Below are 24,825 nucleotides of genomic sequence, written 5' to 3'. Positions count from 1 at the left end.
GAATAACCGCAGCATGTCTCTTCGCACCAATCTCGACATGGACGTGCTGCGCACTTTCGTCACCGGCTTCGAGCTAGGGAGTTTTGCGCGTGCGGCGGACCGGCTCGGGCGTTCGCAGTCCGCGGTTAGCAGTCAGTTGCGCAAGCTCGAGGATCAGATAGGCCAGACGCTGGTCAAGAAATCGGGACGGGGCTTGGCTCTGACGACGGCGGGCGAGGCTTTGCTCAGCTATGCCCGGCGCCTGCTGGAGCTGAACGACGAAGCTGTCGACACGATCCGTGGCGCGGATCTGGAGGGGTGGGTTCGACTCGGCCTGCCGCAAGATTTTGCCGACACGTTTTTGCCCGCCGTTTTGGGACAGTTCGCGCGCGCGCATCCGAAGGTTCGGGTGGAAGTCCAAGTGGATCGTAGCGCGCCCCTGATGGAAAAAACGATCCGGGGCGAACTGGATATCGCCTTGGTCTGGGGCGATAACGGCGATGCGCCGCATGCACAGCGGGTCGCCGAACTGCCCATCGCCTGGATCGCGCGTCGCGATTCGGCGACGACGATGCTTGCGGGCAGGGCCGCGGCAGATGCGCTGCCGCTGGTCGCTTTCGATATGCCATGTTCGTTCCGCGCTGCCGGTGTCGCCGCCTTGGACGCTGCGGGCATTCCCTGGCGTCTGGTATTCACGACGCCCAGTTTATCGGGTCTATGGGCTGCCAGCGCGGCGGGGCTCGGGATCACCTTGCGTACGACGATCAGCATGCCCGATACGCTGGTCGCGCTCGATCCCGAGACCGCAGGCCTGCCACTGTTGCCGAACGTGACACTGGCACTGCACCGCGCGGAGGCGGAGCCGAGTATTGCCGTGAAGCGACTGACGTCCATCGTGTTGGACAGCATCACGGAACACATCGCGCTGATTTACGGCACGCCGAACCAACGCGCCACCGCGTCGACCAGTTCGGCGCGATCGAACGATGCCCCTTCTGCCGCCCACGCGACGACGCCATCGGGGCGTACCAAAACGGCACCGAGACCCAAGCTGTCCGCGGGCGTGCCGCCAACATAGACAATCCGCGAGCCCCAGCTCGTAGCGAGCGCTTGCAGTGGCTTGCGCGCGTCGAAATCGAGCAAGACGCCCGGGCCATTCGTGAGGTGACCTGCCAACCGCGATCCATCCGCCAGGGTGAAATCCGGGGCGCTGCGTCCGATCAATGGGTGGCTGCCGTCGAGGTCGTACTGCAACGATACGCCCCATAAGCGTTCGGCGAAATAGGTCGCGCCGTCACGCGTCTCGATAAGATCGCGAATCAGTGCCTCCAATGCGCGAGCGCTTTGCGTCGGGCGCATCACGGCGACCTGCGCGCGCGACCAGTCGAGGACGCGGCGGCCCACCGGATGTCTTTCCGAGAAATAGCTGTCGAGCAGGCCGTCGGGCGCATCGCCTCGCACCGTTGCCGCCAGTTTCCATCCGATATTCATCGCGTCGCCGAGTCCGAGGTTCAGTCCCTGGCCACCCAGTGGCGAATGGATATGTGCCGCATCGCCTGCCAGCAAGACACGCCCTTTGCGATAGGCCGCGGCCTGATAGGCGCGATCGCTCCACGTCGTTGCGAGATGCAAGGCCGACACGGTGACATCGGTATCGGTGATGCGACGGAGCACCGCCTGAACATGTTCCACGGAAAGGTCCTTGCGTCGGTGATGCGCGCCGCCGTCGAAATCGACCATGGCGATGATGCCGGGCTTTTGATACGTGTACATGCCATTCGCCGTGAAATGCCGACCTGGCGTGAGCGTGTCCGCATCGTCCAGCGTGACCGATACGGAATAGCCGGTGAACTCGGCATCGGTGCCGACGAACGCGAAGCCGGCGGCTTTTCGTACCGTACTGCGTCCGCCATCGCAGCCAACAAGCCATCGACCGTGAAAGGTCTCCTGGTCGGCTCGAATGCGTACGCCGTCATCGGACTGTTCGAGATCGCTGACGAGGACACGGCGCCGTATCGCGACGCCCAGCATGGTGGCGCGCGTGAGCAAAATCGATTCGATGCAAGCCATATCGCTCGCCATCGGGGTGTCTGCCGGATTGGCCAGGCGGTAGGGCCAGTTCTGCGTCTCGATCTTGTCGTGAAAGAACTGAATGCCGGCGAAATGGCCGCCCGGACGACGTTGCTGGTGCATCCAGTGGGCGCCGCGTGGGGCAGCGTTATCGGCCTCGGCAGCGGCGGCGCGCGGAGCGAGGAGGTCGTCCAGCAGTCCGCGACGATAGAACGCTTCGAGCGTGGGAATCGACAGTCCGCGCATGCCGAAGGGAAGCGACTTCAAGGGCGAGTGGGGGTGTTCCGCCTGTTCCAGAACCTGTACCGATAATCCGGCGAGGCGCAACTCACAAGCGAGAAACAGGCCGACCGGACCGGCGCCGGCAATGACGACGTCGTGGATCGTGGGATGAGGGATGGGCATGAAAGGCTCCTGTGTCGATGTTCGACCGGAGCGTTTCTCGACACGAGGAACCCCACGGACGAACGATTGGACGCTTGTTCAGCGTCAACGGTTCGTCGTGGGGGTCCTTTGCACGAGGCCAAAGACCAGAGCTTTCGTTACCGAAAGGACTTGGGCTTACCAAACCAAGTCTGCCTTTTCCGACAAGGGGGATCATACTGGTAGCGTCAAATCGTTGCAACGTCAGCCCGTCGCAGCGCTTTACACCCGTGGCGTTTCGCGTACACGTTGCGAAAGACAACGGCCGATCCGGCCTTTTTCGAGACATCCACCGGGAGGACAGCAATGAACAGCACCGACACGGTAACGATCCGCAAGCCGAGCCTGGGGCGGACCCTGGGCTTGGGTTTCGTATTCTTATGGTTCTTTATCGGCGGCATTGCCCATTTCGCGGCAACCGATGTGGAGATGCGTATCGTGCCGCCTTGGCTGCCGGCGCATCGCCAACTGGTGCTGATCAGTGGCGTGTTCGAATTGCTCGGTGCGTTCGGCGTCTTGTGGCGGCCGACGCGGCAGCTTGCCGGGTGGGGATTGATTCTGCTGACCCTGGCCGTGACGCCGGCGAACGTCTTCATGCTGCAGCAGGCCGACCACTATCCGACGGTTCCTTATTGGGCCTTGGTAGTGCGTTTGCCAATTCAAGTGGCGCTGCTCGTCTGTATCTGGTGGTCGACGCGACCCGAGAACACGTCGACCGCGCGGAGGACATGAAACGGTCATATCGAGCGGATACTCTGCGGGCGCGGGAAAGGTTTTGCAATAAGCCGAAATAATACGGTGAACGCTTTCGAGCGCCAATGCCATTGCTGATTGTTGCGAAGAGACCCCGGCATGGGTGCGCGCCGCATTACCGGCGCCGTTCACTTCCCCATTCCACGTTCGCTACTTCAGCTACACCCGACAAGGCACTGGAGAACCGTTCCCATGACAAGCACTACGCGCCGCGATTTCATTCGCATGACCTTGCAGGCCGGCGGCGTTGCCGGCGCGCTCGGCGTCCTTCCGCCGGGGCTGCGACAAGCCCTGGCCATTCCCGCGAACAACCGCACCGGCACATTGCGCGATGTCGAACACATCGTGATCCTGATGCAGGAGAACCGCTCGTTCGATCATTACTTCGGGACCCTGCGCGGCGTGCGCGGCTATGGCGATCCCCGCGCGATCACCTTGCCGAGCGGCAAGCGCGTCTGGCATCAGCCGGGCCTGGCAGGCGTGGGTGAAGTGTTGCCGTTCCGTCCCGATGCGCCCGACCTCGGGCTGACGTTCATCCAGGATTTGCCGCACGATTGGACGACCACGCATAACGCGTGGAATGGCGGGCGCTACGATCAATGGGTGTCGAACAAGGGCACGACGACGATGGCGCATATGCAGCGCAGTGATATTCCCTATCACTACGCACTAGCCGATGCGTTCACGATCTGCGACGCCTATCATTGCGCGATCATGTCGCAGACCGATCCGAATCGTTTCTACATGTGGTCCGGCTATGTCGGCAACGACGGCGTCGGCGGTGGCCCCGTGCTGGACAATAGTGAAGTCGGTTATGGCTGGTCGACGTTCCCGGAAATGCTGGAAACGGCCGGCGTGAGCTGGAAGATTTATCAGGACCGGGGTATCGGCCTGGATAAGAGCGGCAGTTGGGGATGGACGCAGGACGCGTTTATCGGCAACTACGGCGACAACTCGCTGTTGTACTTCACGCAATATCAAAATGCACAGCCGGGCACGCCGCTTTACGAGAAAGCGCGCACCGGCACGAATGCCGCCAATGGCGACGGCTATTTCGATATTCTCAAGCGCGACGTCGCCAACGACAGCTTGCCGCAGGTGTCGTGGATCGTCGCACCGGAAGCATTTTCGGAACATCCCAATTGGCCGGCTAATTACGGTGCCTGGTATATCGATCAAGTGCTGCAAGTACTGACGGCGAATCCGGAGGTCTGGAGCAAAACGGTCCTGCTGATCAATTATGACGAAAACGACGGTTTCTTCGACCACATGGTGGCGCCGTCGCCGCCGACCGATAGCGCACATGGCGCGTCCACGGTGTCCTTGGAGAACGAGCTGTTTGCCGGTAACGCGACCTATGCGGCAGGCCCATACGGGCTTGGACCGCGCGTGCCGATGCTCGTCGTGTCGCCCTGGTCGAAGGGCGGCTATGTCTGCTCGCAAGTGTTCGATCACACCTCGGTGATACGTTTCATCGCGGCGCGTTTCGGTCAGAACGGCAATCTGGACTCGCCGAATATTTCACCGTGGCGTCGCGCGATTTCGGGCGATCTCACCAGTGCGTTCGATTTCCGTACGCCGAATACCGATCGCCCGGCGCTGCCTGGCACCGCTGCCTATGTGCCAGCCGATAAAGTGCGACACGCGGACTATGTTCCGGTCGTGCCGCTGGCGCAAAGCGTGCCGAAGCAGGAGGACGGCGTGCGCCGCGCGCGGGCATTGCCCTATTCCTTCGTGGTACAGATGCGCGGTGCCGGTGCGCGTGCCGACACGATGTCGCTGGAGTTGCGAAACACGGGCGCGGAAGGTGCGGTGTTCCAATGTTATTCGCACGACGGCGTTACCGCGCCATCAAGCTATACGGTGGGCGCCCGAAGTCGCTTGCAAGCAGATGTCGCGATCAACGCCGCGGGCGCATACGATGTCAGCGTCCTCGGTCCGAATGGATTCTGGCGCCGCTTTAGCGGTGTGACCGCCGCGATCGCGACGACGGCCTATGCGGGCCACCGCCACGTATTGCCGGAGGTGTACGAGCAGGAAGACGACAACGGCATCGCGCTAAAATTGGAGAACCGGGGCGAAGCGGCGTGCACTTTCAAGATCGTTCGCCGACGGGTCCGCGGCAATGCCCTCGTCAAAGAAGACCAAACGCAGCAGGTGCGCGGGGGCGACGCGGCCACCGTACGGATCGATCTTGGCGATCAGCACGGTTGGTACGATCTGAGCGTGACGGTCGAGGAAGCGTCGGGCTTCGCGCGTCACTTGGCCGGGCACGTGGAGAATGGCCGAGACAGCTGGAGCGACCCGGCCCTGGGCGTATAGGTTCACAACGCCCGCGGTGTTTCTGGTCGTCGGCGGGCGCGCCGCGCGACGACCGGATCGTCCCTGCGATCCCTTAACGGCTCGCCGAGCCGCATTGGCGATCAACCGCCTTGATATGCACCGGCCGCATACGTCAGCTCATAGCTGTGGCTGTAGATTTCCAGGATGTTGCCGAACGGGTCTTCCATATAGACCATGCGATACGGCTTTTCGCCGGGGAAATACTCGCGTACCGGCATCCGTTGTTTGCCGCCGGCGGCAACGATCTTTGCGGCCAGGCCCTCAACGTCGGGATCCTGGACGCAGAAGTGGAAAATCCCGTTCTTCCAATACTCGAAGTTGTTCTCGCGTTTTTCGGCACCGCGAAACTCGAAGATTTCCACGCCCACGCGATCGCCGGTGGACAGGTGCGCAATGCGGAACGACTGCCAGTTGGCGCCGAACACGTCCGTGCACATCACGCCGATGGCGCTGTCGTCCTCGGTGATCGTGGTAGGTGGCATGATCAGATACCAACCCATCACTTCGGTGTAAAACTTCACGGCGGCATCGAGATCCGTTACCGATAGGCCGATATGCGAAAAACTGCGCGGATAGGGTTGTAGCATGGCGCTTACCTCATTGTAGGATCGTATGCGCCTAGGGTAGGCCAGATCAACCGCGGTGTGATCTAATGGAATCTTATTATTTTGATAAAAATTCCTTATGATGAACCCGCATTGGCTCCGATCGTTCGTCGCGCTGGTCGAGACCGGTGGTTTCACCCGTGCGGCGCGGCAGCTGGATCTGACACAAGCGGCGATCAGCCAACATATGCGGCATCTGGAGCAGGCATTCGGCCCGCTATTGATTCGCCGTCCCCGTCAGATCGAGCTGACACCGGCGGGTATGGCCTTGCTCGCTTACTGCCAGGAACTCGAGCAGATCGATAAGCGATTGAAAGTGCGCCTCTCGGACGCGACGGCGGACAGCGGCGACATCAGCGTGATTTCCCCTGGCAGCGTGGGTCTGGCGCTTTACGCGGCATTGCTCGCCTTACAGGAAGCGCATCGCGGCCTCGTTATCCGCCATCGATTCGCGCCCGACTCGGAAGTCTTGGACGCCGTGCTGCGAAAGCAATACGAGTTGGGTTTCGTCACCATGAAACCGGATGATCCTCGGCTCAAGGCCGTGTCGTTTGCCGAGGAAGCGCTGGAACTGGTCGTGCCGGCAGGCACGACGGTGACACGGTGGGAGGATCTCGACCGGCTGGGCTTCATCGATCATCCGGATGGGCAGGCAATGGCAACACGGTTGCTGATGCGGCGCTTCCCCGCGAACCCGGGTATCCGCAGCGTGCATTGTCACGGCTTTATCAATCAGATCACATTGATCCTGGAGCCGGTTGCGCGCGGCTTGGGTTTTACGGTGATCCCGCGACATGCGCGCGAGGCGTTCGCGCGACCCGAAGCGATAACGGTCATCGACGGCGATCCTGGCGTGGTCGATACGCTGTGGTTAGTGTATCGCGCGGAATGGCCGCTATCGGCGCGGGCCGCGTGGGTGCTGGAAAAACTTCGACAGTCGAAGTCGTTTCCCTGAGCGTGGCACGCGCTCTTGCGTTATCCCGCCCGCACCGTCATCTCGCCTTGCTGCCATGCGCCAATACGCTTTGGCTTAACTAGCAGCGAAATTGTGTATTCCCCTGCAGCGCCGGCGCCCCTATCCTTGCCGCAAGGGCTTGTCTATACGAATGCCCCGACGGGCACTTTCGCCATCGCCAAACCGACAACGCCGTGCGCCATGTCTACCTCTCTCTTTTCCACGCATCTGCTGGTTGCGTACTCGGCATATTTCGTCGGTACCGCGAGTCCCGGCCCGAGTAATCTGGCCATCATGTCGATTGCCGCGACGCGGGGTCGAAAGGCGGCAATGGCGTTCGCGCTGGGGGTGATATCCGGCTCGATGTTCTGGGCCGTACTCGCGGCCGTGGGTCTGTCGGCGGTGCTTGCCGCGTGGGCGCCGATGATCGTGGCGCTCAAGCTCTTAGGCGGTGCTTATCTGCTCTATCTTTCCTATAAATCGGCACGATCGGCACTGAAAAAAGGGAAAGCAGGGCAGGTAGACGGCAATCGCGGAGAGTCGGTCCTTAGACTATATGGGCGCGGTGCATCGATGCATCTCACGAATCCGAAAGCGCTGCTGGTGTGGACGTCGATCGTCACGCTGTCGGCGTCGGACCAGGGGGCGCCTATCGCATCGGTCATCCCTGGCTGTGTGGTGATCGGCTTTGCCGTGTTTGGCAGCTATGCCTTGATCTTTTCGGCGGACAATGCGAGGCGATTGTACGCGCGTGCACGGCGCGGGTTGGAGTGGGCACTCGCTGGGGTGTTCGGACTGGCCGGCATCAGCCTGCTGGCATCGTCGACGCGATAAAACGGCGGGCCGTTGCGGCAGCCGTTTTCGGTCCGCGCTTGTCTACTTCACCGTTGCCGTCGTGCCTTCGGGCAACGGTACGGCAGTCACTGCGTTCTTGGCGCTGCCGCTGACGATACGATCGCTATACGTCAGGTAGACCAAGGTATTTCGCTTCTGATCGACGATGCGGACGACGTGCAGTGTTTTAAAAATAAAGGAAAGACGATCCGAAAAGATCGTGTCCTTCTGCTTTAACGGTCCGGAGATCGTGATCGGGCCGACCTGACGGCAGGCAATCGATGCTTCGGTCGGATCCTCGGCGATGCCGAGCGTACCCTTGACGCCGCCTTTGCGCGCCCGCGACACATAGCACGTGACGCCTTTGACGTCGGGATCGTCGTACGCTTCCACGGAGACCCGGTCCGAGCCGGTCAAATGGAAATTCGTGTTGACACTCGCAATCTCCTCGGCGCGTGCGACCTGCGCCGATGTCATTGCCAAGACGGCGATCCCTGCAATAATGCTCCAACGTGCATCCATGATGGCCTTCCAGTGTGCTAGCGCGTGATGTGATCATTCGTGCGCTAGCGTAGCACGGGGCGGGGTGTTGGCTGCGTCCGCTTAGCGGACCACCACGGTAAACTCGACGCCCGACGCAAAGTCCATCGTCGAGCTCGAAAGCCGAGGATGGTGATGGAGGTAGTCGCGGTAGCCCGCGACGGTCTCTTCGGCGCTGTACATATTATCGGTCAGCACAATTGTCCCGGGGCTGAGCAGACGCTCGATTTGCTGAAACAGCGGTAGATAGGCGTCCGCCCAGGCATCGATGAAGATGATGTCGAAGCTGCCGTGAAGATCGAGCACCGTGTCGAAGATGTCCCCTTCGCGAAGATCGACATAGTCGGTCAGTCCGGCCATATCGAGGTTCTCGCGCAAGCCCGCACACTTTCGCGGATCGCGTTCCGTTGCGATGACCTTGCCGCTGCCCAGCGAGCGAACGGCGTCGGCCAGGTAAAGTGTCGAGACCCCGTACGAACTGCCGAGTTCCAGAATGCGGGAGCCGCGCTGCGCCAAAACCATATTGCGCAGGAAACGCCCCATCTCGGCCGAGATCGCCAAGGACATCGGCGTGCCTTGCATCGACGTCGTGTCGTCCGCCAGCAGCACCCCGTGTTCCGATAAAAAGCGCTGGCGGAGGCTGGGAGACAAGGCGAAGTAGTGTTCCACGATCGCGGAAAATTCGTGGTCGGTGCCGTTGAACCGCGCTCGGGCGCGCTGCACGGATTCGGCGTTGCTTTGCGTATGGAGCCGGTCAAGTAACATATCGATAGGCGTTGGCATCATGGTTCCGTATTGAGGGACGGGCGGCGTGAGTAACGTCGAGCGCGACGTCGTTCACGCCAAGGGAGATCGCGGCGCGGCAGTCTCGGCGCTCAGGTCTCGCTATCCGCTTGCGGGCGGCAACGCTTGCCCCACCGACCCATCCGACCAGCCTGCAGCTTTTCGCGTTCTTCCGGGGTCATGCTTTCCCAACGACGCCAGCCTTCACGGCCCGGACCACGCCCGCGCCCTCGGCCACGGAAGCCGCCAAACAGAATCCGGCACAGCAGCAACAAGCCCAGGGCATGCCAATAGTCGAGCGGATGCACGCCGTCGAACAAGCCAGGCATGACCGCGTTCCACAGGCCGCTGACGACCCAGCCGAGAATGGTGATAAAGAGAACCGCCAAGACGGCTTTGCCAAAAAATCGAAATTTCATCGTATCTGTCATCCTATTCATCTTGCAGTTCGTCGTGGGCCGTCTTCAAGCGGCGTCGAAGATGGAGCACGGCGTACCGTTTGCTCGACAGCAGCGTATTCACGCCGATGCCGGTTTCCTCGGAAAGCGCCTTGAAACTTCGGCCTTCCAATTCATGGGCGATAAAGATCTCGCGTTGGTTTTCCGGTAATTCATCCAAGGCTTCCTGCATCACCTTGAGTAAGGTCGCCCGGGCATAGGCGGCCTCGGGCCCCGCGTCCGCGGAAGGCAGGCGTAAATCGAGATAGTCTTGTTCTCCTTCGTCGTCGTTGCGTGCTTCGGGCAGCGCGTCCTCGCGTTTCTTACGGAAGCGATCGACTATGCGATTGCGTGCGACGCGCATCAGCCAGGCGCCCACCTGCTCGATCGGCTCGGGCAAGCGGTAAGCGCGAACGAAGTCGTGCAAGACGTCCTGCAGGATGTCTTCGGCATCCAGCGGATTGCTGACCCGGCGCCGTATGAACTGGACGAGTCGTATTCGTTCGCGCTGTATGGCTTCCGCGATGTCGCTGTTTCGGTCCGTCATGAGGGAGTGCGTTGATCCAATACCTACTAAGACGATTCAGACGCCGAAATATTGTGGCAACGGTGAAAAATAGTCGACGCGGGCGCGCGGCGTCCATAAAAGCATCCCGGCGCGTTGCGGTAAAGCGCGTAAGCGCATGTAACCGCCCGAAAGTTTTTTCGCACATCGCTGGTACACTTGCTAAAGCAACCGCTAATCCAATGGGATTACGCCGGATATCACGGCAGCGAAGGGAGTAGAGAACATGGGTACGCATTTACGATTATCTTTACGGCGCACCGTAGCGGCCGCGCTGATTGCGGCCACGTCTTTGGGGACGGTCGTCCCGGCCTATGCGCAATGGCATGGCGGTCCGCCGCATGGCGGTGGCGGCCGCGGTCACGGATGGGGCGGTGGCCGGCATGGCGGCTACGATCGCGGCCATAGAGGTGGCGGCGGTGGCGGCAATGGCGGCCTGGTAGTCGGTGCGCTGGTCGGCTTGGTTGCCGGTGCGGCAATTGTTGGTGCGTCGCAGCAGCAACAGTCGCCGCCGCCACCGCCCCCGGGCGCGGGCTATTACCAAGGCGGCTATCCGCCGCAATATTGAGATGCGCCGCCTGGCCCGCTGCCAGGCGCGCCGGGGTCATCGTATACGCCATCACCCTGGACGTATGAATCGATCACATTTATCCACGGATGCCAAGATGAAGAAGACGCTTCGAACCCTCGCACCGGTGTTGTTGTGCGTGAGCTGCCTGAGTACATCGGTGTGGGCGCAGAGTGCGGCGAGCGCGCCCGCGGCTGCATCGGCGCCTAAGACGCATGCAATGCATCGGAAGGCCAAGACCACGGATTTCGTGACGCAGCGCTTGAACACGTTGCACAGCCAGTTGGCGATCACGGACGCACAGTCCGCGCAATGGGATGCGTTCGCCAGCGCCATTCGTGACGGCGCGAAGAAGACGCAAGCGGCGTACGAGGAGCGCGATCAGAAGATTACGTCCATGAACGCTGATGAAGCGATGCAGTCATACGCGGCGAACACGCAACTGCATGCCGACAATACGAAGGCACTGTCTACCGCGTTCACGGCGCTCTACGCCAGCTTCTCCGACGAGCAGAAAAAGACGGCCGACGTCTTGTTCCGTCAAGAGGGTGAGCAGCGTCAAGCACGGGCACATATGCGTGCCCGCGAGCACGCGCGTCCGCGGACCGCGCCTGCCGCGTCGGGTGCATCCGCTGCCGCAGCGCCGCAGGCTGCATCCCAATAAGTCGTCGATAGGCGAAGCGGCAAAGCCTGCTGCCCGGTATTCGCCATCCTGCTCGACGATGCATGCCAAAGGGCTGACCGTTTAGATTAACGGTCAGCCCTTTTTCGTTTTATGCCTCGCCGCGTCTCCCAACGCGCGGTGTCCAACATTGCAATAACCTTACTTTACAAATGCAAATGATTCGCATTACACTTGCGCCCTGTTGCAGGTCGACGCTGGCTTTTTTGCCGCCTGGGCAGGCGAAAACATTTCGAGACATGCTGAAAAAAGCATGCATTTGACCTTCCGTTCGAAGGCGTCCCCCAAAGAAAAATAGCGTCAATAAACCGTGCCACGACCTTGCCGTCGTAGGCCGGATCTTTGAATCGGGGGAAGGAAAATGGCAAGTCGCAGCAAGGCACTTCATCGGAAGGCATCGTGTGGGAATAGGCAGCATGGCGGCATACGGGTGCGGCGCGGGGCGTCCCGCTCTGTACCTAGACAGCTTGCTGCAGGCGCGCCGCAAACAGGGCCGCGTCGGCGCATTGTCACCGTCATCGCCAGCCTGTTCACGCGCCAATGCGCAGCGTCCACGCCGGTGGTCCTGTCGGTCGTCGTGCCTGGCGTGTTGCAACTCTCCGTCGCCGTCTTGATGCAGCTGGGCTTGATTCATACCGCCCACGCCGCGACCAACGATAGCGCGACCCTTTCCGCCGATACCACCGCTTCTTCGGCGGCGTCGAATGCCACGTCGGAGGCCACGTCGGATAATGCCACCGCCGTGCGCACCAGCGATGTCGCGCACACGGAGCGGCAGTTGGATGCCGTGCAAGTCAATGCCACGCGGGGGGCCTCGGCCGAGCCATCGAAGAGCGCGGCAACGGTGTCGGTCATCACTGCGGACGACATGGACGCGCGCAATGTGCGCGACGTGAAGGATGCCTTGCGTTACGAACCCGGCGTGACGGTTCGTCGTGCCTCGTATCGGCCGACCGGCATTACCGGGACATCAGGCCGCGCAGGCAATGAAGGCGTCAATATCCGCGGTCTGGAAGGGAATCAAGTGCTGCTGCTCGAAGACGGTATTCCGCTGCCACAGTCGTTCTCCTTCGGTTCGGGCGCGACGGGTCGGGGTGACTATCTGAATACCGATTTCTATCAACGCATCGAAGTGTTGCGCGGGCCTGCGTCGTCTGTCTATGGCAGCGACGGGCTGACCGGCGCGGTCAATTTCGTCTCGAAAACACCGGCGGAACTGCTGTCCAAGTTCAATAAGCCGAGCTATTTCTCACTTCACCCAAGCTACAATTCCGTCGATCGCAGCGTCGGCGGTTCGGCCACGGCAGCCTTCGGCGGCGAGCGTGTCGAAGGGATGTTGATGCTCTCGGGCCGGCGTGGCCACGAGCTGGACAGTCGCGGGGACAACAACGTGCTCGGCGCGCAGCGCTCCTCCCCGGACCCGCTGACGTACAACACGCGGAGCGCCTTGGGCAAGCTGGTGTTTCATCTGACGCCGCGCGATACGTTCACGCTGACGGCGGGGTCGCTCGACACGCGATCGAGCAGCAACGGCTTGTCGCAGTTGAACGGCGGCTATACCTGGAGCGGCTATAGCGCCACGAAATACTTGACCGATAATCGCGTGACGAGCAATCGTATCGCGCTCGGCTATGACCACGAGGATGCGAGCAATCCCTGGGTGCAAAGCGTCAAGGGACAGGTCTATTATCGGCATGCCGATACGCGACAGAATCTCTACATTGACGGCGTCAATACCGCAGGCGCCACCGCGTCGCGTCTGCGTATGAACAACTATTCGGATGCCATCGCCGGCACGACCGTTCAGGCGCAAAGTCACTTCGATACGGGCCCGATCCGACACGAGCTTCTGTATGGATTCGATCTGAGCCAGTCCTGGTATCGGACATCCAGTGGCGCCGGCACTGAATGGACCGCGACCGACGGCTATCCCGAATACTTCCCGCGTACCACCTATTTGTCATTTGGTACCTTCCTGCAAGATACGATGCGCTATGGACGCGTCAGCCTGATCCCGGGGTTGCGTTTCGATTATTTCAAGATGACGCCGCATGCGGATGCGACGTATCTCGCCGCATCCGCGGGTTCGACGCAAGCGACGACGACGGCATCCGGCAATGCGCTGTCGCCGCGCGTGGCGCTGCTGTACGAGGTGACGCCGGCGATCGTACCCTATGTGCAATACGCTCGTGGTTTCCGTGCGCCGTCGGCTTTTCAAGTCAATAGCTATTACAATCCGGTCGGCTCATACGGTTTGTACTATCAGCAGATCGGTAATCCGAACCTGAAGCCGGAGACGAGCAATTCGCTCGAGGCGGGCCTGCGCGGCAAACTGGACTTGAATGCCGGCACGGTTCGCTACAGCGCCGCAGCGTTTTACGGCCGCTATCAGAACTTCATCGATACCAAAGTGGTGGGGGGCAGCGTCACCTCGGCCACCAATCCTTACACGGTGCAATACGTGAATTACGCGCGGGCCGTCATCCGGGGTGTCGAAGGTAAGGCTTCGCTCGACTTGAAAAACGGCTTCACTTTCAAGGGGGGATTTGCGGCGATCAAAGGCTATCGTCAGACCGATGGCGTGAGCAGCGGTCTGGATACGGTGCCGCCGTTCTCCGCCGTCTTCGGACTGAACTATGATAATGGGCGTCAGTGGTTCGGCGGCGCGGATATGATCTACAACGCCCGCAAGAGCAAGAGTGCGATGTCTTCGTCCGCTTATTTCTCGACGCCGTCGTATTTCCTGGTCGACTTGCACGCGGGCTATCGATTCGGTCGCCACGCGACCTTGACCGTCGGTATCGAGAACCTGCTGAATCGGAAATATTGGGCCTGGAACGATGTACGCGGCCTGGCCGACAGCGACGGCTATCAAAAGATCAGCGGTTACACCGCGCCAGGCCGCAGCGTCAGCGTCGGCCTGAACCTGGAGTTTTGAACGATGAGCATACAGAACACGGCCGCCGAACCATCGGCAACGCTGGATGCGCGACTGCTGTCTGACCCCGCCGCCTTGCGCCAGGCCGCGCAGACGCTGCGCGACGCGGAACGTCTCCGCGCACGGGACCTGGCCCAGCGCTTGGGCGTGGGCGAGGGGGCGTTGCTTGCGGCGCGAGTCGGCGTCACCGCCCCCAATGCGGACGGATCGGCCCCCAGCGCCGAGGTGGTGCGTCTGAAAGCGGATTTTCCGGCGATCATCGAGACCGTGCCGACGCTCGGAAAGGTCATGGCGCTGACGCGGAACGACGCGATCGTGCACGAGCGCCAGGGCGTTTATGGCGGCTTGAGTCATCGCGACGGCATGGGCCTCGCACTTGGCCCCGATATCGATCTGCGGATCTTCTATCGCCAATGGCAGGACGGCTATGCGGTCAGTGAGCCAGGTCCCCATGGCGTTTTGCATAGCCTTCAGTTCTTCGATGGCCATGCGGAAGCGGTGCATAAAATCTATCTGAAGGACGACACGCGACTGCCGGCGTTCCACGCCTTGATCGAACAGTGGCGCGCGCCGGATCAGGCAGCGCGTGGTGCCGATCCGTCACTGCCGCCCCGTCTGCCGGTTCCGGCCGAGCGGCCGGATGCCGAAATCGATGTGGCCGGTTTCCAGGCCGCCTGGCGCGGCATGCAGGACACCCACGAATTTTTCGGGATATTGAAGCGTTTCGACCTGGGACGACTGCAGGCGCTGCGTCTCGCGGAAGCCGCGATGGTGCGACGTGTGCCGGTCGAGACCTTGCAGGCATTGCTGGAAACGGCATCGCGCGACGCGGTACCGATCATGGTCTTCGTCGGCAATCCCGGCATGATCCAGATCCATAGCGGACCGGTGCAGACGATCCGCGTCATGGGCTCCTGGCTGAATGTGCTCGATCCGGATTTCAATCTGCACATCAATGTCGATGTGCTGTCCGATGCCTTCGTCGTGCGTAAGCCGACGGCGGATGGCGTCGTGACGTCGCTCGAACTGTTCGATGGCGAGCGGCGCAATGTCGGCATGCTCTTCGGCGTGCGCAAGCCGGGCCAGCCCGAGCTGCCCGCGTGGCGCGCCTTGCTGGATACGACGTTCGGCGCCGACAGTACCTCGACCGAGGCGCTGGAACAGGCATGACGAATCGGCATTTTTCCGGCAAGGGCCGCCGCCGCTTTCTGGCCATGGCGGCGGGCGGTGCGGTCATGGCGAGTCGAACGGGGAGTGCGGGCCTCGCCGCGCTTGCGCTGTCGCCTTGGAGCGGCGGTTCGGCGCAGGCCGCGATAGCGTCGGATCGCGCGACCGCCCGGCCGTCGCGCGTCGTCGTGATCGGCGGAGCGGTCTGTGAGTGCGTCTATGCGCTCGATGCGAGCAGCGTCCTGGTCGGCGGCGATATCACTTGTCGCTTTCCGGAAGCGGCCATGGCGCTACCGAAAATCGGTTATGAGCGAAGCTTGTCCGCGGAAGGCATTTTGTCGCTGCGTCCGGACCTCGTGCTGCACAGTGGCGAAGCCGGACCGCCCACGGTGTTTTCGCAACTGCACGGCGCGGGCGTGACGCTCGTCGGCATGCCCGATCGGCACGATGCCGAGAACGTGCGAGCGATGATACGACTGACCGCGCAGGCGCTCGACGTCGCGCCGCGTGGCACCGCCCTACTTGCCCGTTTCGACGCCCAATGGCACGACGCCGAAGTGGCCGTGCAGCAGGCGGTGAGCGCCCGTCGCAGCGGACCCGTACGGGCCGTGTTCGTGATGGCGAACGGCGGCAGCGCGCCGATGCTGGCGGGCGGTCACACCGCCGCGGAGGCGATGTTGCGACTGGCTGGTGCCGAGAACGCGATCAGCGGTTTTTCCGGATATCGGCCCGCGACGCCGGAGGCCCTGCTGGCGGCAGCGCCCGATGTGATCGTGACGACCCAGGACGCGCTCGGCGCCGCGGGTGGTGCGCAGCGCTTCCTCGCCCAACCCGGTTTCGCACAGACTCCGGCGGCGCGCGCGCAGCGGGTTCTCGCCTTCGATACGCTCTTACTGCTCGGCTTCGGTCCCCGATTGCCGCAGGCGGTCACGGCGTTGGCCGAGGGCCTGCATCGTGCCTAGTTTCCCGGGGGCGGCCCGGCTACGGCGATTTCGGCGCGGCGCCGTGCGGCGGGCCGCCGATGCGGACGCCGGCGCGCCGTCGGCGCTGGACGGCCGCAGGCCCGGCTGGCCGTTACCGCTGTTGGCCTGGTTGCTGCTGCTCGTCATCGTTTGCGCGCTCTGCATCGGCGCCTATCCGATTCCGCTCCGGACGCTGCTCGCCATCGCGCTGGGACAGGATCACGGCGACATGATGGCGCGCGCGGTGGCCTGGGATATTCGTCTGCCCCGCGTGCTCGCCGGCGTCGTCGCCGGCGCGACGCTTGGTGCCTCGGGCTGCACGATGCAGGCGCTATTCCGCAACCCCCTTGCCGACCCGGGACTGATCGGCGTATCCAGTGGCGCGGCATTGGGCGCCTCGGCGGCCATCGTGCTGTTGCCGACCAGCGGTGCGCTGGCCTGGCAGGGGGCCGTGTTGCCGGCAGCCGCGTTTGGCGGCGCAATGGGCGTCGTCGTGCTGGTCTATCGTCTGGGTGCCGCCGGAGGCGCCTTGGTCGTGCAGTGGTTGCTGCTGGCGGGGATCGCTGTGAACGCAATGGCGGGTGCCGCGATCGGTTTGCTCGGCTATGTTGCCACCGATGCGCAATTGCGCTCTCTGACGTTCTGGAGCCTTGGTAGTCTCGCATCCGGAAGCTGGACGATGTTGGGTGCGATGACGGTGCCGGCCGTGCTCGGTTGCGCGCTGCTGATGCGACACCGTCATGCGTTGACGGTCTTTCAGCTCGGCGAGGCCGAGGCGGAAGCGATCGGCATCGACGTCCGTCGCGTCAAGCGCGACGCGCTGCTCGCGACCGCATTGTGTGTGGGTGGCGTGGTCTGCCAGACCGGTGTGATCGGCTTTATCGGTCTGGTCGCGCCGCATTGTCTGCGACTGATCTGCGGCCCCGATCTGCGGCGGGTGCTGCCGGGCGCGATGCTATTGGGGGCGTTGCTGGTGGTGTCTGCCGATTTGCTCGCCCGCACGATCGCGGCGCCTGCCGATGTGCCGATCGGCATTCTGACGGCGTTGATCGGCGCGCCGTTCTTCATGGGTTTATTGCTGCGCCGCAAGAGTAGGGCGGGTTTGTAGCCGGATGCAGTCGCATTCAGTCGCGTTCTAGGAGTCGTGATGCTGACCGTAGAAACATTGTCGCTGAGCGTGGGAGGACGTGCATCCCGCTCGCCGCGGACTTTGCTCGATGCCATCGATCTGGAAGTTCGGCCGGGCGAGATGCTGATGGTGATGGGGGAGAACGGCAGCGGTAAGTCGACGCTGCTGGCCTGCCTCGCCGGCCAGAAGAACGGGCTGACCGCCGCATCGGGCGCGTGGCGGCAACTGGGCGCCGTCTGTCTGGATGGCGTGCCGGTGCTGCAGATGGCGCCGATGGCGTTGGCGCGGCGGCGCGCCTGGATGCGCCAATCGACTTCGATCAGTTTCGGCTTTACCGCCGACGAGGTGGTCGAGCTGGGCCGTTTCGGCCAAGGTACGCACGCGCGCAATCGGACCATCGCCCTGGATGCGCTGGCCTTGTCCGGCGCATCGGATCTCGTCGGTCGCGACGTGATGACCTTATCGGGCGGGGAATTGGCACGCGTGCAGTTTGCCCGGGCCTTGGCGCAGCTGTGGCCCGATCTGCCCGGCGCGCACGCGTTGCACGACGGCGCGGATGCGCGCGTCGCTTCCGGCACCGAGGCTGTGCCGCCTTTGGTCGAGGGCATCGCGGAGTCGCGCTATCTGTTGCTCGATGAACCGACGGCCGCGATGGATCTCCGTCACCAGCAACATGTGCTGGGTGCGGCACGTCGCTTGACGCGCGAATGGGGCATGGGTGTCGTCGCCGTCGTCCATGATCCCAATCTGGCGCTGGCTTATGCGGATCGCGTCGTGATGTTGAAGGCCGGGCATGTGCTCGCCGATGTCGGCATCGACGCCTTGGACGCGGCCTTGCTGCAACGCTGCTTCGACGTTCCGGTGTCCTTCGTCGATGGGCCGTCGGGCCGTCGCGCGCTGATCGCGTGATCCGGCGGCGCACCATCGACTGCTTCTGTCGGAGCGCGAACGATCGTGGGGGCAGCGCCGCCGCGCGCATCGCCCCATCGCGTCATCCCAAAAGTTTCACCAGCGTGGGTACGCTGAGTACCGCGGCGTAATACCCCATGAACTGCACGCCGGTGTTGACGCCGAACTTCCGCGCGAGAACGCCGCCGAGCAGACCCACCGTCAACACGCACAGCACGCCCAGCAGTTGTCCTTCCCAATAGCCGATCACGACGACCAGGCCCATGAAGGTGGCGATGATCGCTTCATGGCTGATCTTGCGCGCGACAAAGGAGGCGGCCCGATGCGCGAAGTTCATCGACAGCGGATAGGCGATGACGCCCGCCAACACGACGGCCAGCAAGCCATATCCTAAAAATTGCCAGGCACTCATCATCGTGTGCAGGTTCTGGATATGCCCGCTGGCGGTATCGACGAAAAAGCGCGGCGGCGCATTGAACAGCGGCCCGGCCGGCCCGGCTGCCACCGGACTCAGCGGCAAGCCGAACGCGATCAACGGTATCAAGGTCTCGGCGATATACGTCGCTTCGGTAATGCCGTTTTTCGCGGCCAGCACCGTTGTCAGGCGATGATAGGCATTGTGAATACGTGCGCCGATGATCTCGCCGATGACGATCGTCACCGCCACCGGGCTGAAGACGAAGGTCGCGCTCGCCACTGCCGCGCTGCCCAATGTTAGCCGCGTTTGCTGTGCGTCGAGGACGCGCAAGGGATTGGGGAAGTAGCCGCCCCAGGTCTTGACGTCGGGTGCTAGCGAGAAGGTGCGCGGCGCGTGGCGTTCCTTGGTCTTGCGGTCTATCGGCGACAGTACCGAAAACAGATCGGCGATCAGCGGACCGACCGCGATGCCGAGGAAAAAGGAGACGCCGAGCTTGACGTGATGCACCGCCGTCAACGACTGTATCGCGACGATGACCACGACGAAGGGGATCAGGGCCAATACGCCCGCCCACCGTCCGCCCGAGAAAAAGGCGATCGCCACCGCCGCGACTAGAAAGATCCACGGCGCGGCCGCCGTGATGTTCTTGCCGAACGGCGCCAGCAGCGAGGCGAACAATACCGCGAGCGGCACGGCGATGAAGGCGGCGATCAGCGCGCCGGAAATCATCTTGCGCAAGGCGACGTGCGGCACGCCGAGATGGCGCAGCATGTCGGCGTCGTCCAGCATCGGCACCGCCAGCGTATCCCCCGGGATGCCGAGCAAGGCAGTGGGTATCGCATGCGTCATGTGTTTCGAGATGGCGCCGGCGAGAAAGAACGTGAAGACGCCTACCGGCGGGACGCCGAGCAGGACGACGAGCAGCGTCAAGGGCGCCAGGGTCGTGGTCTCGTCGGTGCCGGAGATCAAGCCGATGCCGGCAAACACGATGGCACCGATCAATCCCATCGCCAGCGCGACGGCGATGTCGTAATAAAGGCCGCTCATCGGTATGCCTCCTCGCGAATGACCTGCTGGGTCACACCGCCTTGCGGGTTCTGCGCCGTCGTACCGCGTTCCGCGCGATCAACGGTTTCCCCCGCGAGGGCAGCGTCCCCGCGCGATTGGTTTTGCCCCAGCGCGGCCAGACGCTCCTGTTCGGCAAAGAGGTCATAGAGGCCGACCTCCCGCATCTCGGCAATCACGTGCGCCGGCAGGCTGGCCACGCCGCCATAGGGTGCCGATGCGCTAGCGTCTGCGCGGCCCTGTGCCTTGCGACTGCGCCCCGTGCCTTGTCCGGCGACCAGTCGCGCAATCAGTTGCGCGCGTCGGCCTTCATCGGCTTCCAGCGCGGCCGCGATGCGCTTGGGTTTGAACAGGCGCGCGCAGATGGCGCCGCCGATCAGGCAGCCGCCCAGTCCGACCAGCATGGCATAAGCCCGCGCCATGGCGAGGTCGTGGACGAACCGTGCGAGGATGGCGTTGGCCACCAGGAAGGCGGAGAAACTGACGCCGATGCCGATCAGAATCGACCACGCCAGATGGCGCGGATCGACGGTGTCTCCCCATACCTCGACGTATCGCGGCGGGGAATCGCCCGGTAGGCGTTGTGTCGCCGACAGGTCTTCTATTGCCATGTCTCCTCCGTGTTGGGAGTGATGTTGTATCGTGTTGTTGTAGTGAACCTTCGGTACTGCAAAAACGCTTATCTTTCGGTGCCGGCCTCCTGCCGTATCTGCCGTATCTGCCGCGCGTGCCAGGCGCGTGCCACGCGCGACGCCGGGGTGCGTTGCAGCACCGACGAGATCATCGCGCCCGCCGCGACCAGACGGGCCAGGGAGACGCCGGTATCGATGCCGAGTCCCTCGCAAAGATAGACCACGTCTTCGGTGGCGACGTTGCCCGTGGCCCCGGGCGAATAAGGGCAGCCGCCCAGCCCGGAGACCGAGCTGTCGAACGTCGCGATGCCCAGACGCAAGGCCGCGTAGATATTCGCGGCCGCCATGCCCCAGGTATCGTGAAAATGTCCGGCCAGCGCCGCCGTGGGCAGGCGCTGCAAGCAGGCATCGAGCATGATCTGCGTGCGGTACGGCGTGCCGACACCAATCGTATCGCCGAGACTGACTTCGTAGCATCCCATCTCATAAAGATGCGCGCTTACGGCCGCCACCTGCTCCGGCGCGATGTCGCCCTCGAACGGGCAGCCGAGTACGCACGACACATACCCTCGCACCGCCACGCCGTGTGCTTTCGCCATCTCGATCACCGGCGCGAAGCGCGTGAAGCTCTCGGCGATGCTGCAATTGATATTACGCTGCGAGAACGTCTCCGATGCCGCGGCAAAAACGGCGACTTCGTCGCAACCGGCGTCCAATGCCGCACGCATGCCTTTTTCGTTCGGCACCAAGGCGGCATAGCGCACCGTCGCGGCGCCTCGGCCTTTGTCCGATACCGGCAAATCACGCGCTGGCGTCGTTTGTCTCCTTATTCGCTGCATGATCTCCACCGCATCGGCCATCTGCGGCACCCACTTCGGCGACACGAAGGCGGTGGCCTCGATATGCCGCAGACCGGCTTCCACGAGTTGCGAGATCAAGGCCAGCTTGACGTCGGTTGCGACGAAGGCCGCTTCGTTTTGCAGCCCATCGCGCGGCCCGACCTCGACGATGCGAACCGCTGACGGTAGCGACGGATCACGCATCGCGCGGCCCTGCCAACAGCGACGTCGCCAGATCGACGCGTACGTCCTTGGCCGCCACCATCTTGCGCACGACCCAATCGATGTCGCTGCCGCTCGCCCCTGCCGCCATCGCGATATTGCGGGCGTGCAGTGCCATATGACCGCGTTGGATGCCTTCGGTCGCAAGCGCCCGCAGGGCGCCGAGGTTCTGCGCGAGGCCGACGGCGACGGCGATCTCGCCGAGATCCTGCGCCGATTGCACCTGCATGATCTTCAGTGCGGCGCGGGCCAGCGGGTGCGTTTTCGTGGCGCCGCCGACGAGGCCGACCGGCATCGGCATTTCGATCGTACCGACCAGGTCGCCATTGTTGGCGATTTCCCAGGTCGTCAACGACGTGTAGCGGCCGCCGCGGCTCGCATAGGCGTGCGCGCCGGCTTCCACCGCACGCCAGTCGTTGCCGGTCGCGACGATGATCGGATCGATGCCGTTCATGATGCCTTTGTTATGGGTCGCCGCGCGATAGGGATCGACCGCGGCAAAGACGTAGGCATCGACGATGCGTTCGATGACGTCCGCGCCTGCGTACTCGCTTGTCGTCAGCGTGGCCGCGCTGAACCGCACCTGGGCGCGGGCAACGCGTAGATCGGCGAGATTCGACAGGATGCGTAAGCGTACCTTGCCGCCCGTCACTTGTTCGATCTGTCCCGCCACCGCCTCGGCCATCGTATTGACGGTGTTGGCGCCCATCGCATCGCGGACATCGACGATTAGATGGGCCACCACCATCGGGCCACGCGGGGTATCGGGGAAGACGTGCACCTCGATATCGCGACAGCCGCCGCCCAGGCTGATCAGCATCTTGTCGCGGCTGTTGGCGGTGTCGATCAAGGCTTGCCGATGTTGCAGGATGGATTGACGCGCGCCATACGGGTCGCTGACGCCGATGACTTGAATCTGCGCGCGCATCAGCGGACCGCTGCTCGATGTGCGGAAACCCCCGGCTTCGCGCGAAAGCTTGGCCATGAAAGACGCCGCGGCGACGATCGACGGTTCCTCCACCGCCATCGGTACGAGGACATCGCGGCCATTGATCTGGAAATAGCCGGCCACGGCGAGCGGCAATTCGAAGGTGCCGATGACATTTTCGATCATGCCGTTTGCCGTTTCCAGCGGCAGTGCCCCCGGTTTCGCCAACGCGGCGTGTTCCGCATCGGTCAACGCGGCGGCGCGCGCGATGTGATCGAGGCGTTGGGCGGGAGTCAAGGCACGGAAGTTGGGCAAGATGGAACTGATCGACATGAACGCGTCTCCTTATTGTGTGTGCCATGATGGTAAGCGGCGTGTGCCTGGAGAAAAGGTACAATCCCGGGGAACAGTCGCGTTGCTGTACCTGGCACAGGTCGATCGCATCTTGTACCGGCGAAAGCAGAAAGCGGCGAATGGAGACAAGACGATGCGCCAATGGCCGGGATCGAGCCGCGACGATGTCGCTTCGGAAACGCGTGACGAGACGAGCGCGGACAGCGTTTACCGCTTAGGCAAAGGGGCCAATGGCCGCGCGCCCCTGCACGGCGCAAGCCATCCGACGCCTGAAAACGAGATAAGCCGCAAGCGCGCGCCGGGCGGCTTGGCGAGTCTCTCGCAGACCATCGCGGACAACCTGGCCAGACAGATCGCCGACGGCGTCCTGAGAGCGGGCGACAAGTTGCCGTCGATAAGGGAATACGCCAAGGGCAATGGCTATTCCAAAAACACGGTGATCAGCGCATTCGATCTGCTGACGGCGGACGGGCTGGTGGAGCCGCGGCGCGGTGCGGGATTCTTTGTGGCGCGCGGAGCGGTGCGTCAGCCCGATAGTGCCGATGCGGTGACGTTGGACCGGGCGATGGACATCGTCTGGCTGATGCGCGAACAGTTGCAGAGCAAGCCTGAGTTCCTGAATCTGGGGGAAGGGTTTCCCCCTATTCGATGGTTGGAAGAAACACGGCTCGATCAGTTTCATCAACGGGTCGTGCGTACCGGTGTCGGCTCGCTGTTCCGTTATGGCAGCCGGTTCGGCTATCTGCCGCTGCGCCAGTTACTACAGCATAAGCTCGCCGGTTATGAGATAGAGGCCAAGCCGCAACAGATCGTGCTGACGCATGGCGCGAATCAGGCGATGGATCTGGTCTTGCGCTATTTCATCCGTCCTGGCGACACCGTGCTGGTCGATGATCCGGGCTATTACGCCTTGTTCGGCAAGATCCGCTTGAGCGGCGCGCAGATGGTGGGCGTCCCACGCGGCGTCGATGGGCCGGATATCGATGCGTTGACGCTGCTCTTGAAACAGCATCGGCCGAAATTGTTTTTTACGCAGTCGGTCGGCCACAATCCCACGGCGACCGATATCAGCGCGGCCAAGGCGCATCGCATACTGCAACTGGCGGAAGCGCACGATCTGATCGTCGTCGAGAACGACGCGCTAGCGGATTTAAAGCCGCGTTCCGCCACGCGCATCGCGTCCTTGGATCAGCTGAACCGCACCATCTATATAGGCAGCTTCTCGAAGTCCGTGTCCGCGGCGCTGCGCGTCGGTTTTCTGGCCTGCGATGCGACGCTTGCCAGCGACCTAGCCGACGTCAAAATGTTGACGCACGTCAGCAGCTCGGAATACTGCGAGCGAACGTTGGAAGTGATTTTGAGCGAGGGACATTTCCTGCGGCATACGGCACAGATGCAGGACAAGCTGCGGCGCGCGACGGCGGCGGGCATCAAGGCCTTGACGCAGATCGATGCGACGATATTTCGAGAGAGCGAACAGAGCTTGTATCTCTGGGCCCGACTGGCGGGACATGACGACGCGTTCGCGCTGACACGGAGGATGTTCGAGAAAAGCGTGATTCTGGCGCCGGGGGCGTTGTTCTCGCCGCAGTCGGATCGATCGTCGCCGTGGTGCCGCTTCAACGTCGCCTATCTGACCGATCCCCGCTTCATACAGGCGCTGAATGCGTTGGCGTGATCGACGTTACGGCGGGACACGCGAGCGCGTGTCCGCAGTCATGACGC

22 protein-coding genes and 1 pseudogene are annotated in these 24,825 nt (G+C 62.8%); 13 read left to right on the top strand and 10 right to left on the bottom strand.

Annotated elements, in window-relative coordinates; all coding sequences use genetic code 11:
- Positions 1-13: 13 nt before the first annotated feature.
- A pseudogene (locus ABEG21_RS17050) lies at positions 14-862 on the top strand (LysR substrate-binding domain-containing protein); the annotation flags it as partial.
- A 47-nt stretch (positions 863-909) separates the two neighbouring features.
- Here the strand turns inward: ABEG21_RS17050 and ABEG21_RS17045 are convergent.
- Complete coding sequence (locus ABEG21_RS17045) at positions 910-2,454, bottom strand: FAD-dependent monooxygenase (protein ID WP_347557831.1); 1,545 nt, start codon at positions 2,452-2,454, stop codon at positions 910-912.
- Positions 2,455-2,778: 324 nt separating this feature from the next.
- Between ABEG21_RS17045 and ABEG21_RS17040 the strand changes: the two genes are divergently transcribed.
- A complete protein-coding gene (locus ABEG21_RS17040; protein WP_347557830.1) occupies positions 2,779-3,204 on the top strand; it encodes a hypothetical protein in 426 nt (141 codons plus the stop codon).
- Between the two features lie 213 nt (positions 3,205-3,417).
- Entirely contained in the window at positions 3,418-5,547 is a 2,130-nt protein-coding gene (locus ABEG21_RS17035; RefSeq protein WP_347557829.1) for a phospholipase C, phosphocholine-specific, read from the top strand.
- A 101-nt stretch (positions 5,548-5,648) separates the two neighbouring features.
- On the opposite strand, the gene ABEG21_RS17030 is transcribed toward ABEG21_RS17035, so the two are convergent.
- The gene (locus ABEG21_RS17030) at positions 5,649-6,155 is read right to left on the bottom strand and encodes a lactoylglutathione lyase family protein (RefSeq protein WP_347557828.1); all 507 of its coding nucleotides are present in this window, start codon (positions 6,153-6,155) and stop codon (positions 5,649-5,651) included.
- Between the two features lie 97 nt (positions 6,156-6,252).
- Between ABEG21_RS17030 and ABEG21_RS17025 the strand changes: the two genes are divergently transcribed.
- Together ABEG21_RS17025 and ABEG21_RS17020 are read left to right on the top strand one after the other, a co-directional pair.
- Positions 6,253-7,128 carry a LysR family transcriptional regulator gene (locus ABEG21_RS17025; protein WP_347557827.1) on the top strand — a complete coding sequence of 292 codons (876 nt, stop codon included), beginning with the start codon at positions 6,253-6,255 and terminating at the stop codon, positions 7,126-7,128.
- A gap of 201 nt (positions 7,129-7,329) precedes the next feature.
- Complete coding sequence (locus tag ABEG21_RS17020) at positions 7,330-7,962, top strand: LysE family translocator (protein ID WP_347557826.1); 633 nt, start codon at positions 7,330-7,332, stop codon at positions 7,960-7,962.
- Positions 7,963-8,004: 42 nt separating this feature from the next.
- Here ABEG21_RS17020 and ABEG21_RS17015 read toward each other — a convergent pair whose 3' ends face one another.
- The 4 genes from ABEG21_RS17015 to ABEG21_RS17000 all read right to left on the bottom strand — a co-directional run bounded on the left by ABEG21_RS17015 (position 8,005) and on the right by ABEG21_RS17000 (position 10,269).
- Positions 8,005-8,484: a CreA family protein gene (locus ABEG21_RS17015; RefSeq protein WP_347557825.1), complete on the bottom strand. Its 480-nt coding sequence runs from the start codon at positions 8,482-8,484 to the stop codon at positions 8,005-8,007.
- A gap of 81 nt (positions 8,485-8,565) precedes the next feature.
- Positions 8,566-9,285 carry a class I SAM-dependent methyltransferase gene (locus tag ABEG21_RS17010; protein ID WP_347558064.1) on the bottom strand — a complete coding sequence of 240 codons (720 nt, stop codon included), beginning with the start codon at positions 9,283-9,285 and terminating at the stop codon, positions 8,566-8,568.
- 92 nt (positions 9,286-9,377) lie between these two features.
- Positions 9,378-9,704, bottom strand: a complete 327-nt coding sequence (locus ABEG21_RS17005) for a hypothetical protein (protein ID WP_347557824.1) — start codon at positions 9,702-9,704, stop codon at positions 9,378-9,380.
- A gap of 13 nt (positions 9,705-9,717) precedes the next feature.
- Positions 9,718-10,269, bottom strand: a complete 552-nt coding sequence (locus tag ABEG21_RS17000; RefSeq protein WP_347557823.1) for a sigma-70 family RNA polymerase sigma factor — start codon at positions 10,267-10,269, stop codon at positions 9,718-9,720.
- Between the two features lie 244 nt (positions 10,270-10,513).
- Here ABEG21_RS17000 and ABEG21_RS16995 point away from each other — a divergent pair, with 244 nt between their 5' ends.
- The 7 genes from ABEG21_RS16995 (at position 10,514) to ABEG21_RS16965 (ending at position 18,642) form a co-directional block, all read left to right on the top strand.
- Positions 10,514-10,855, top strand: a complete 342-nt coding sequence (locus ABEG21_RS16995) for a hypothetical protein (protein WP_347557822.1) — start codon at positions 10,514-10,516, stop codon at positions 10,853-10,855.
- A gap of 97 nt (positions 10,856-10,952) precedes the next feature.
- On the top strand, positions 10,953-11,519 hold the full coding sequence (locus ABEG21_RS16990; RefSeq protein WP_347557821.1) for a Spy/CpxP family protein refolding chaperone: 567 nt from the start codon (positions 10,953-10,955) through the stop codon (positions 11,517-11,519).
- A gap of 379 nt (positions 11,520-11,898) precedes the next feature.
- Positions 11,899-14,475 (top strand): TonB-dependent hemoglobin/transferrin/lactoferrin family receptor, encoded by a 2,577-nt coding sequence (locus ABEG21_RS16985; RefSeq protein ID WP_347557820.1) that lies wholly within the window; start codon positions 11,899-11,901, stop codon positions 14,473-14,475.
- A 3-nt stretch (positions 14,476-14,478) separates the two neighbouring features.
- Complete coding sequence (locus ABEG21_RS16980; protein WP_347557819.1) at positions 14,479-15,645, top strand: ChuX/HutX family heme-like substrate-binding protein; 1,167 nt, start codon at positions 14,479-14,481, stop codon at positions 15,643-15,645.
- Complete coding sequence (locus tag ABEG21_RS16975) at positions 15,642-16,604, top strand: ABC transporter substrate-binding protein (protein ID WP_347557818.1); 963 nt, start codon at positions 15,642-15,644, stop codon at positions 16,602-16,604. Before ABEG21_RS16980 ends, ABEG21_RS16975 begins: the two co-directional genes overlap by 4 nt.
- Positions 16,597-17,712 carry an iron ABC transporter permease gene (locus ABEG21_RS16970; protein ID WP_347557817.1) on the top strand — a complete coding sequence of 372 codons (1,116 nt, stop codon included), beginning with the start codon at positions 16,597-16,599 and terminating at the stop codon, positions 17,710-17,712. Before ABEG21_RS16975 ends, ABEG21_RS16970 begins: the two co-directional genes overlap by 8 nt.
- Positions 17,713-17,751: 39 nt before the next feature.
- Entirely contained in the window at positions 17,752-18,642 is an 891-nt protein-coding gene (locus tag ABEG21_RS16965) for an ATP-binding cassette domain-containing protein (RefSeq protein ID WP_347557816.1), read from the top strand.
- An 82-nt stretch (positions 18,643-18,724) separates the two neighbouring features.
- On the opposite strand, the gene ABEG21_RS16960 is transcribed toward ABEG21_RS16965, so the two are convergent.
- The 4 genes from ABEG21_RS16960 to ABEG21_RS16945 all read right to left on the bottom strand — a co-directional run bounded on the left by ABEG21_RS16960 (position 18,725) and on the right by ABEG21_RS16945 (position 23,079).
- Positions 18,725-20,107: a tripartite tricarboxylate transporter permease gene (locus ABEG21_RS16960; protein WP_347557815.1), complete on the bottom strand. Its 1,383-nt coding sequence runs from the start codon at positions 20,105-20,107 to the stop codon at positions 18,725-18,727.
- Complete coding sequence (locus ABEG21_RS16955) at positions 20,104-20,736, bottom strand: hypothetical protein (protein WP_347557814.1); 633 nt, start codon at positions 20,734-20,736, stop codon at positions 20,104-20,106. Before ABEG21_RS16955 ends, ABEG21_RS16960 begins: the two co-directional genes overlap by 4 nt.
- Before the next feature lie 68 nt (positions 20,737-20,804).
- Positions 20,805-21,800: a hydroxymethylglutaryl-CoA lyase gene (locus ABEG21_RS16950; RefSeq protein ID WP_347557813.1), complete on the bottom strand. Its 996-nt coding sequence runs from the start codon at positions 21,798-21,800 to the stop codon at positions 20,805-20,807.
- Positions 21,793-23,079: a hydroxymethylglutaryl-CoA reductase, degradative gene (locus tag ABEG21_RS16945; protein WP_347557812.1), complete on the bottom strand. Its 1,287-nt coding sequence runs from the start codon at positions 23,077-23,079 to the stop codon at positions 21,793-21,795. The genes ABEG21_RS16950 and ABEG21_RS16945 overlap by 8 nt, the downstream gene beginning before the upstream one ends.
- Positions 23,080-23,233: 154 nt before the next feature.
- Here ABEG21_RS16945 and ABEG21_RS16940 point away from each other — a divergent pair, with 154 nt between their 5' ends.
- Positions 23,234-24,778 (top strand): PLP-dependent aminotransferase family protein, encoded by a 1,545-nt coding sequence (locus ABEG21_RS16940; protein ID WP_347557811.1) that lies wholly within the window; start codon positions 23,234-23,236, stop codon positions 24,776-24,778.
- The last annotated feature ends 47 nt before the right edge of the window (positions 24,779-24,825 follow it).

Origin of the sequence: Robbsia sp. KACC 23696, assembly GCF_039852015.1 — a bacterium.
Lineage (GTDB): Bacteria > Pseudomonadota > Gammaproteobacteria > Burkholderiales > Burkholderiaceae > Robbsia.
Note: the sequence above shows the minus strand (reverse complement) of the source record. Positions and strands in the feature narration are given on the sequence as shown.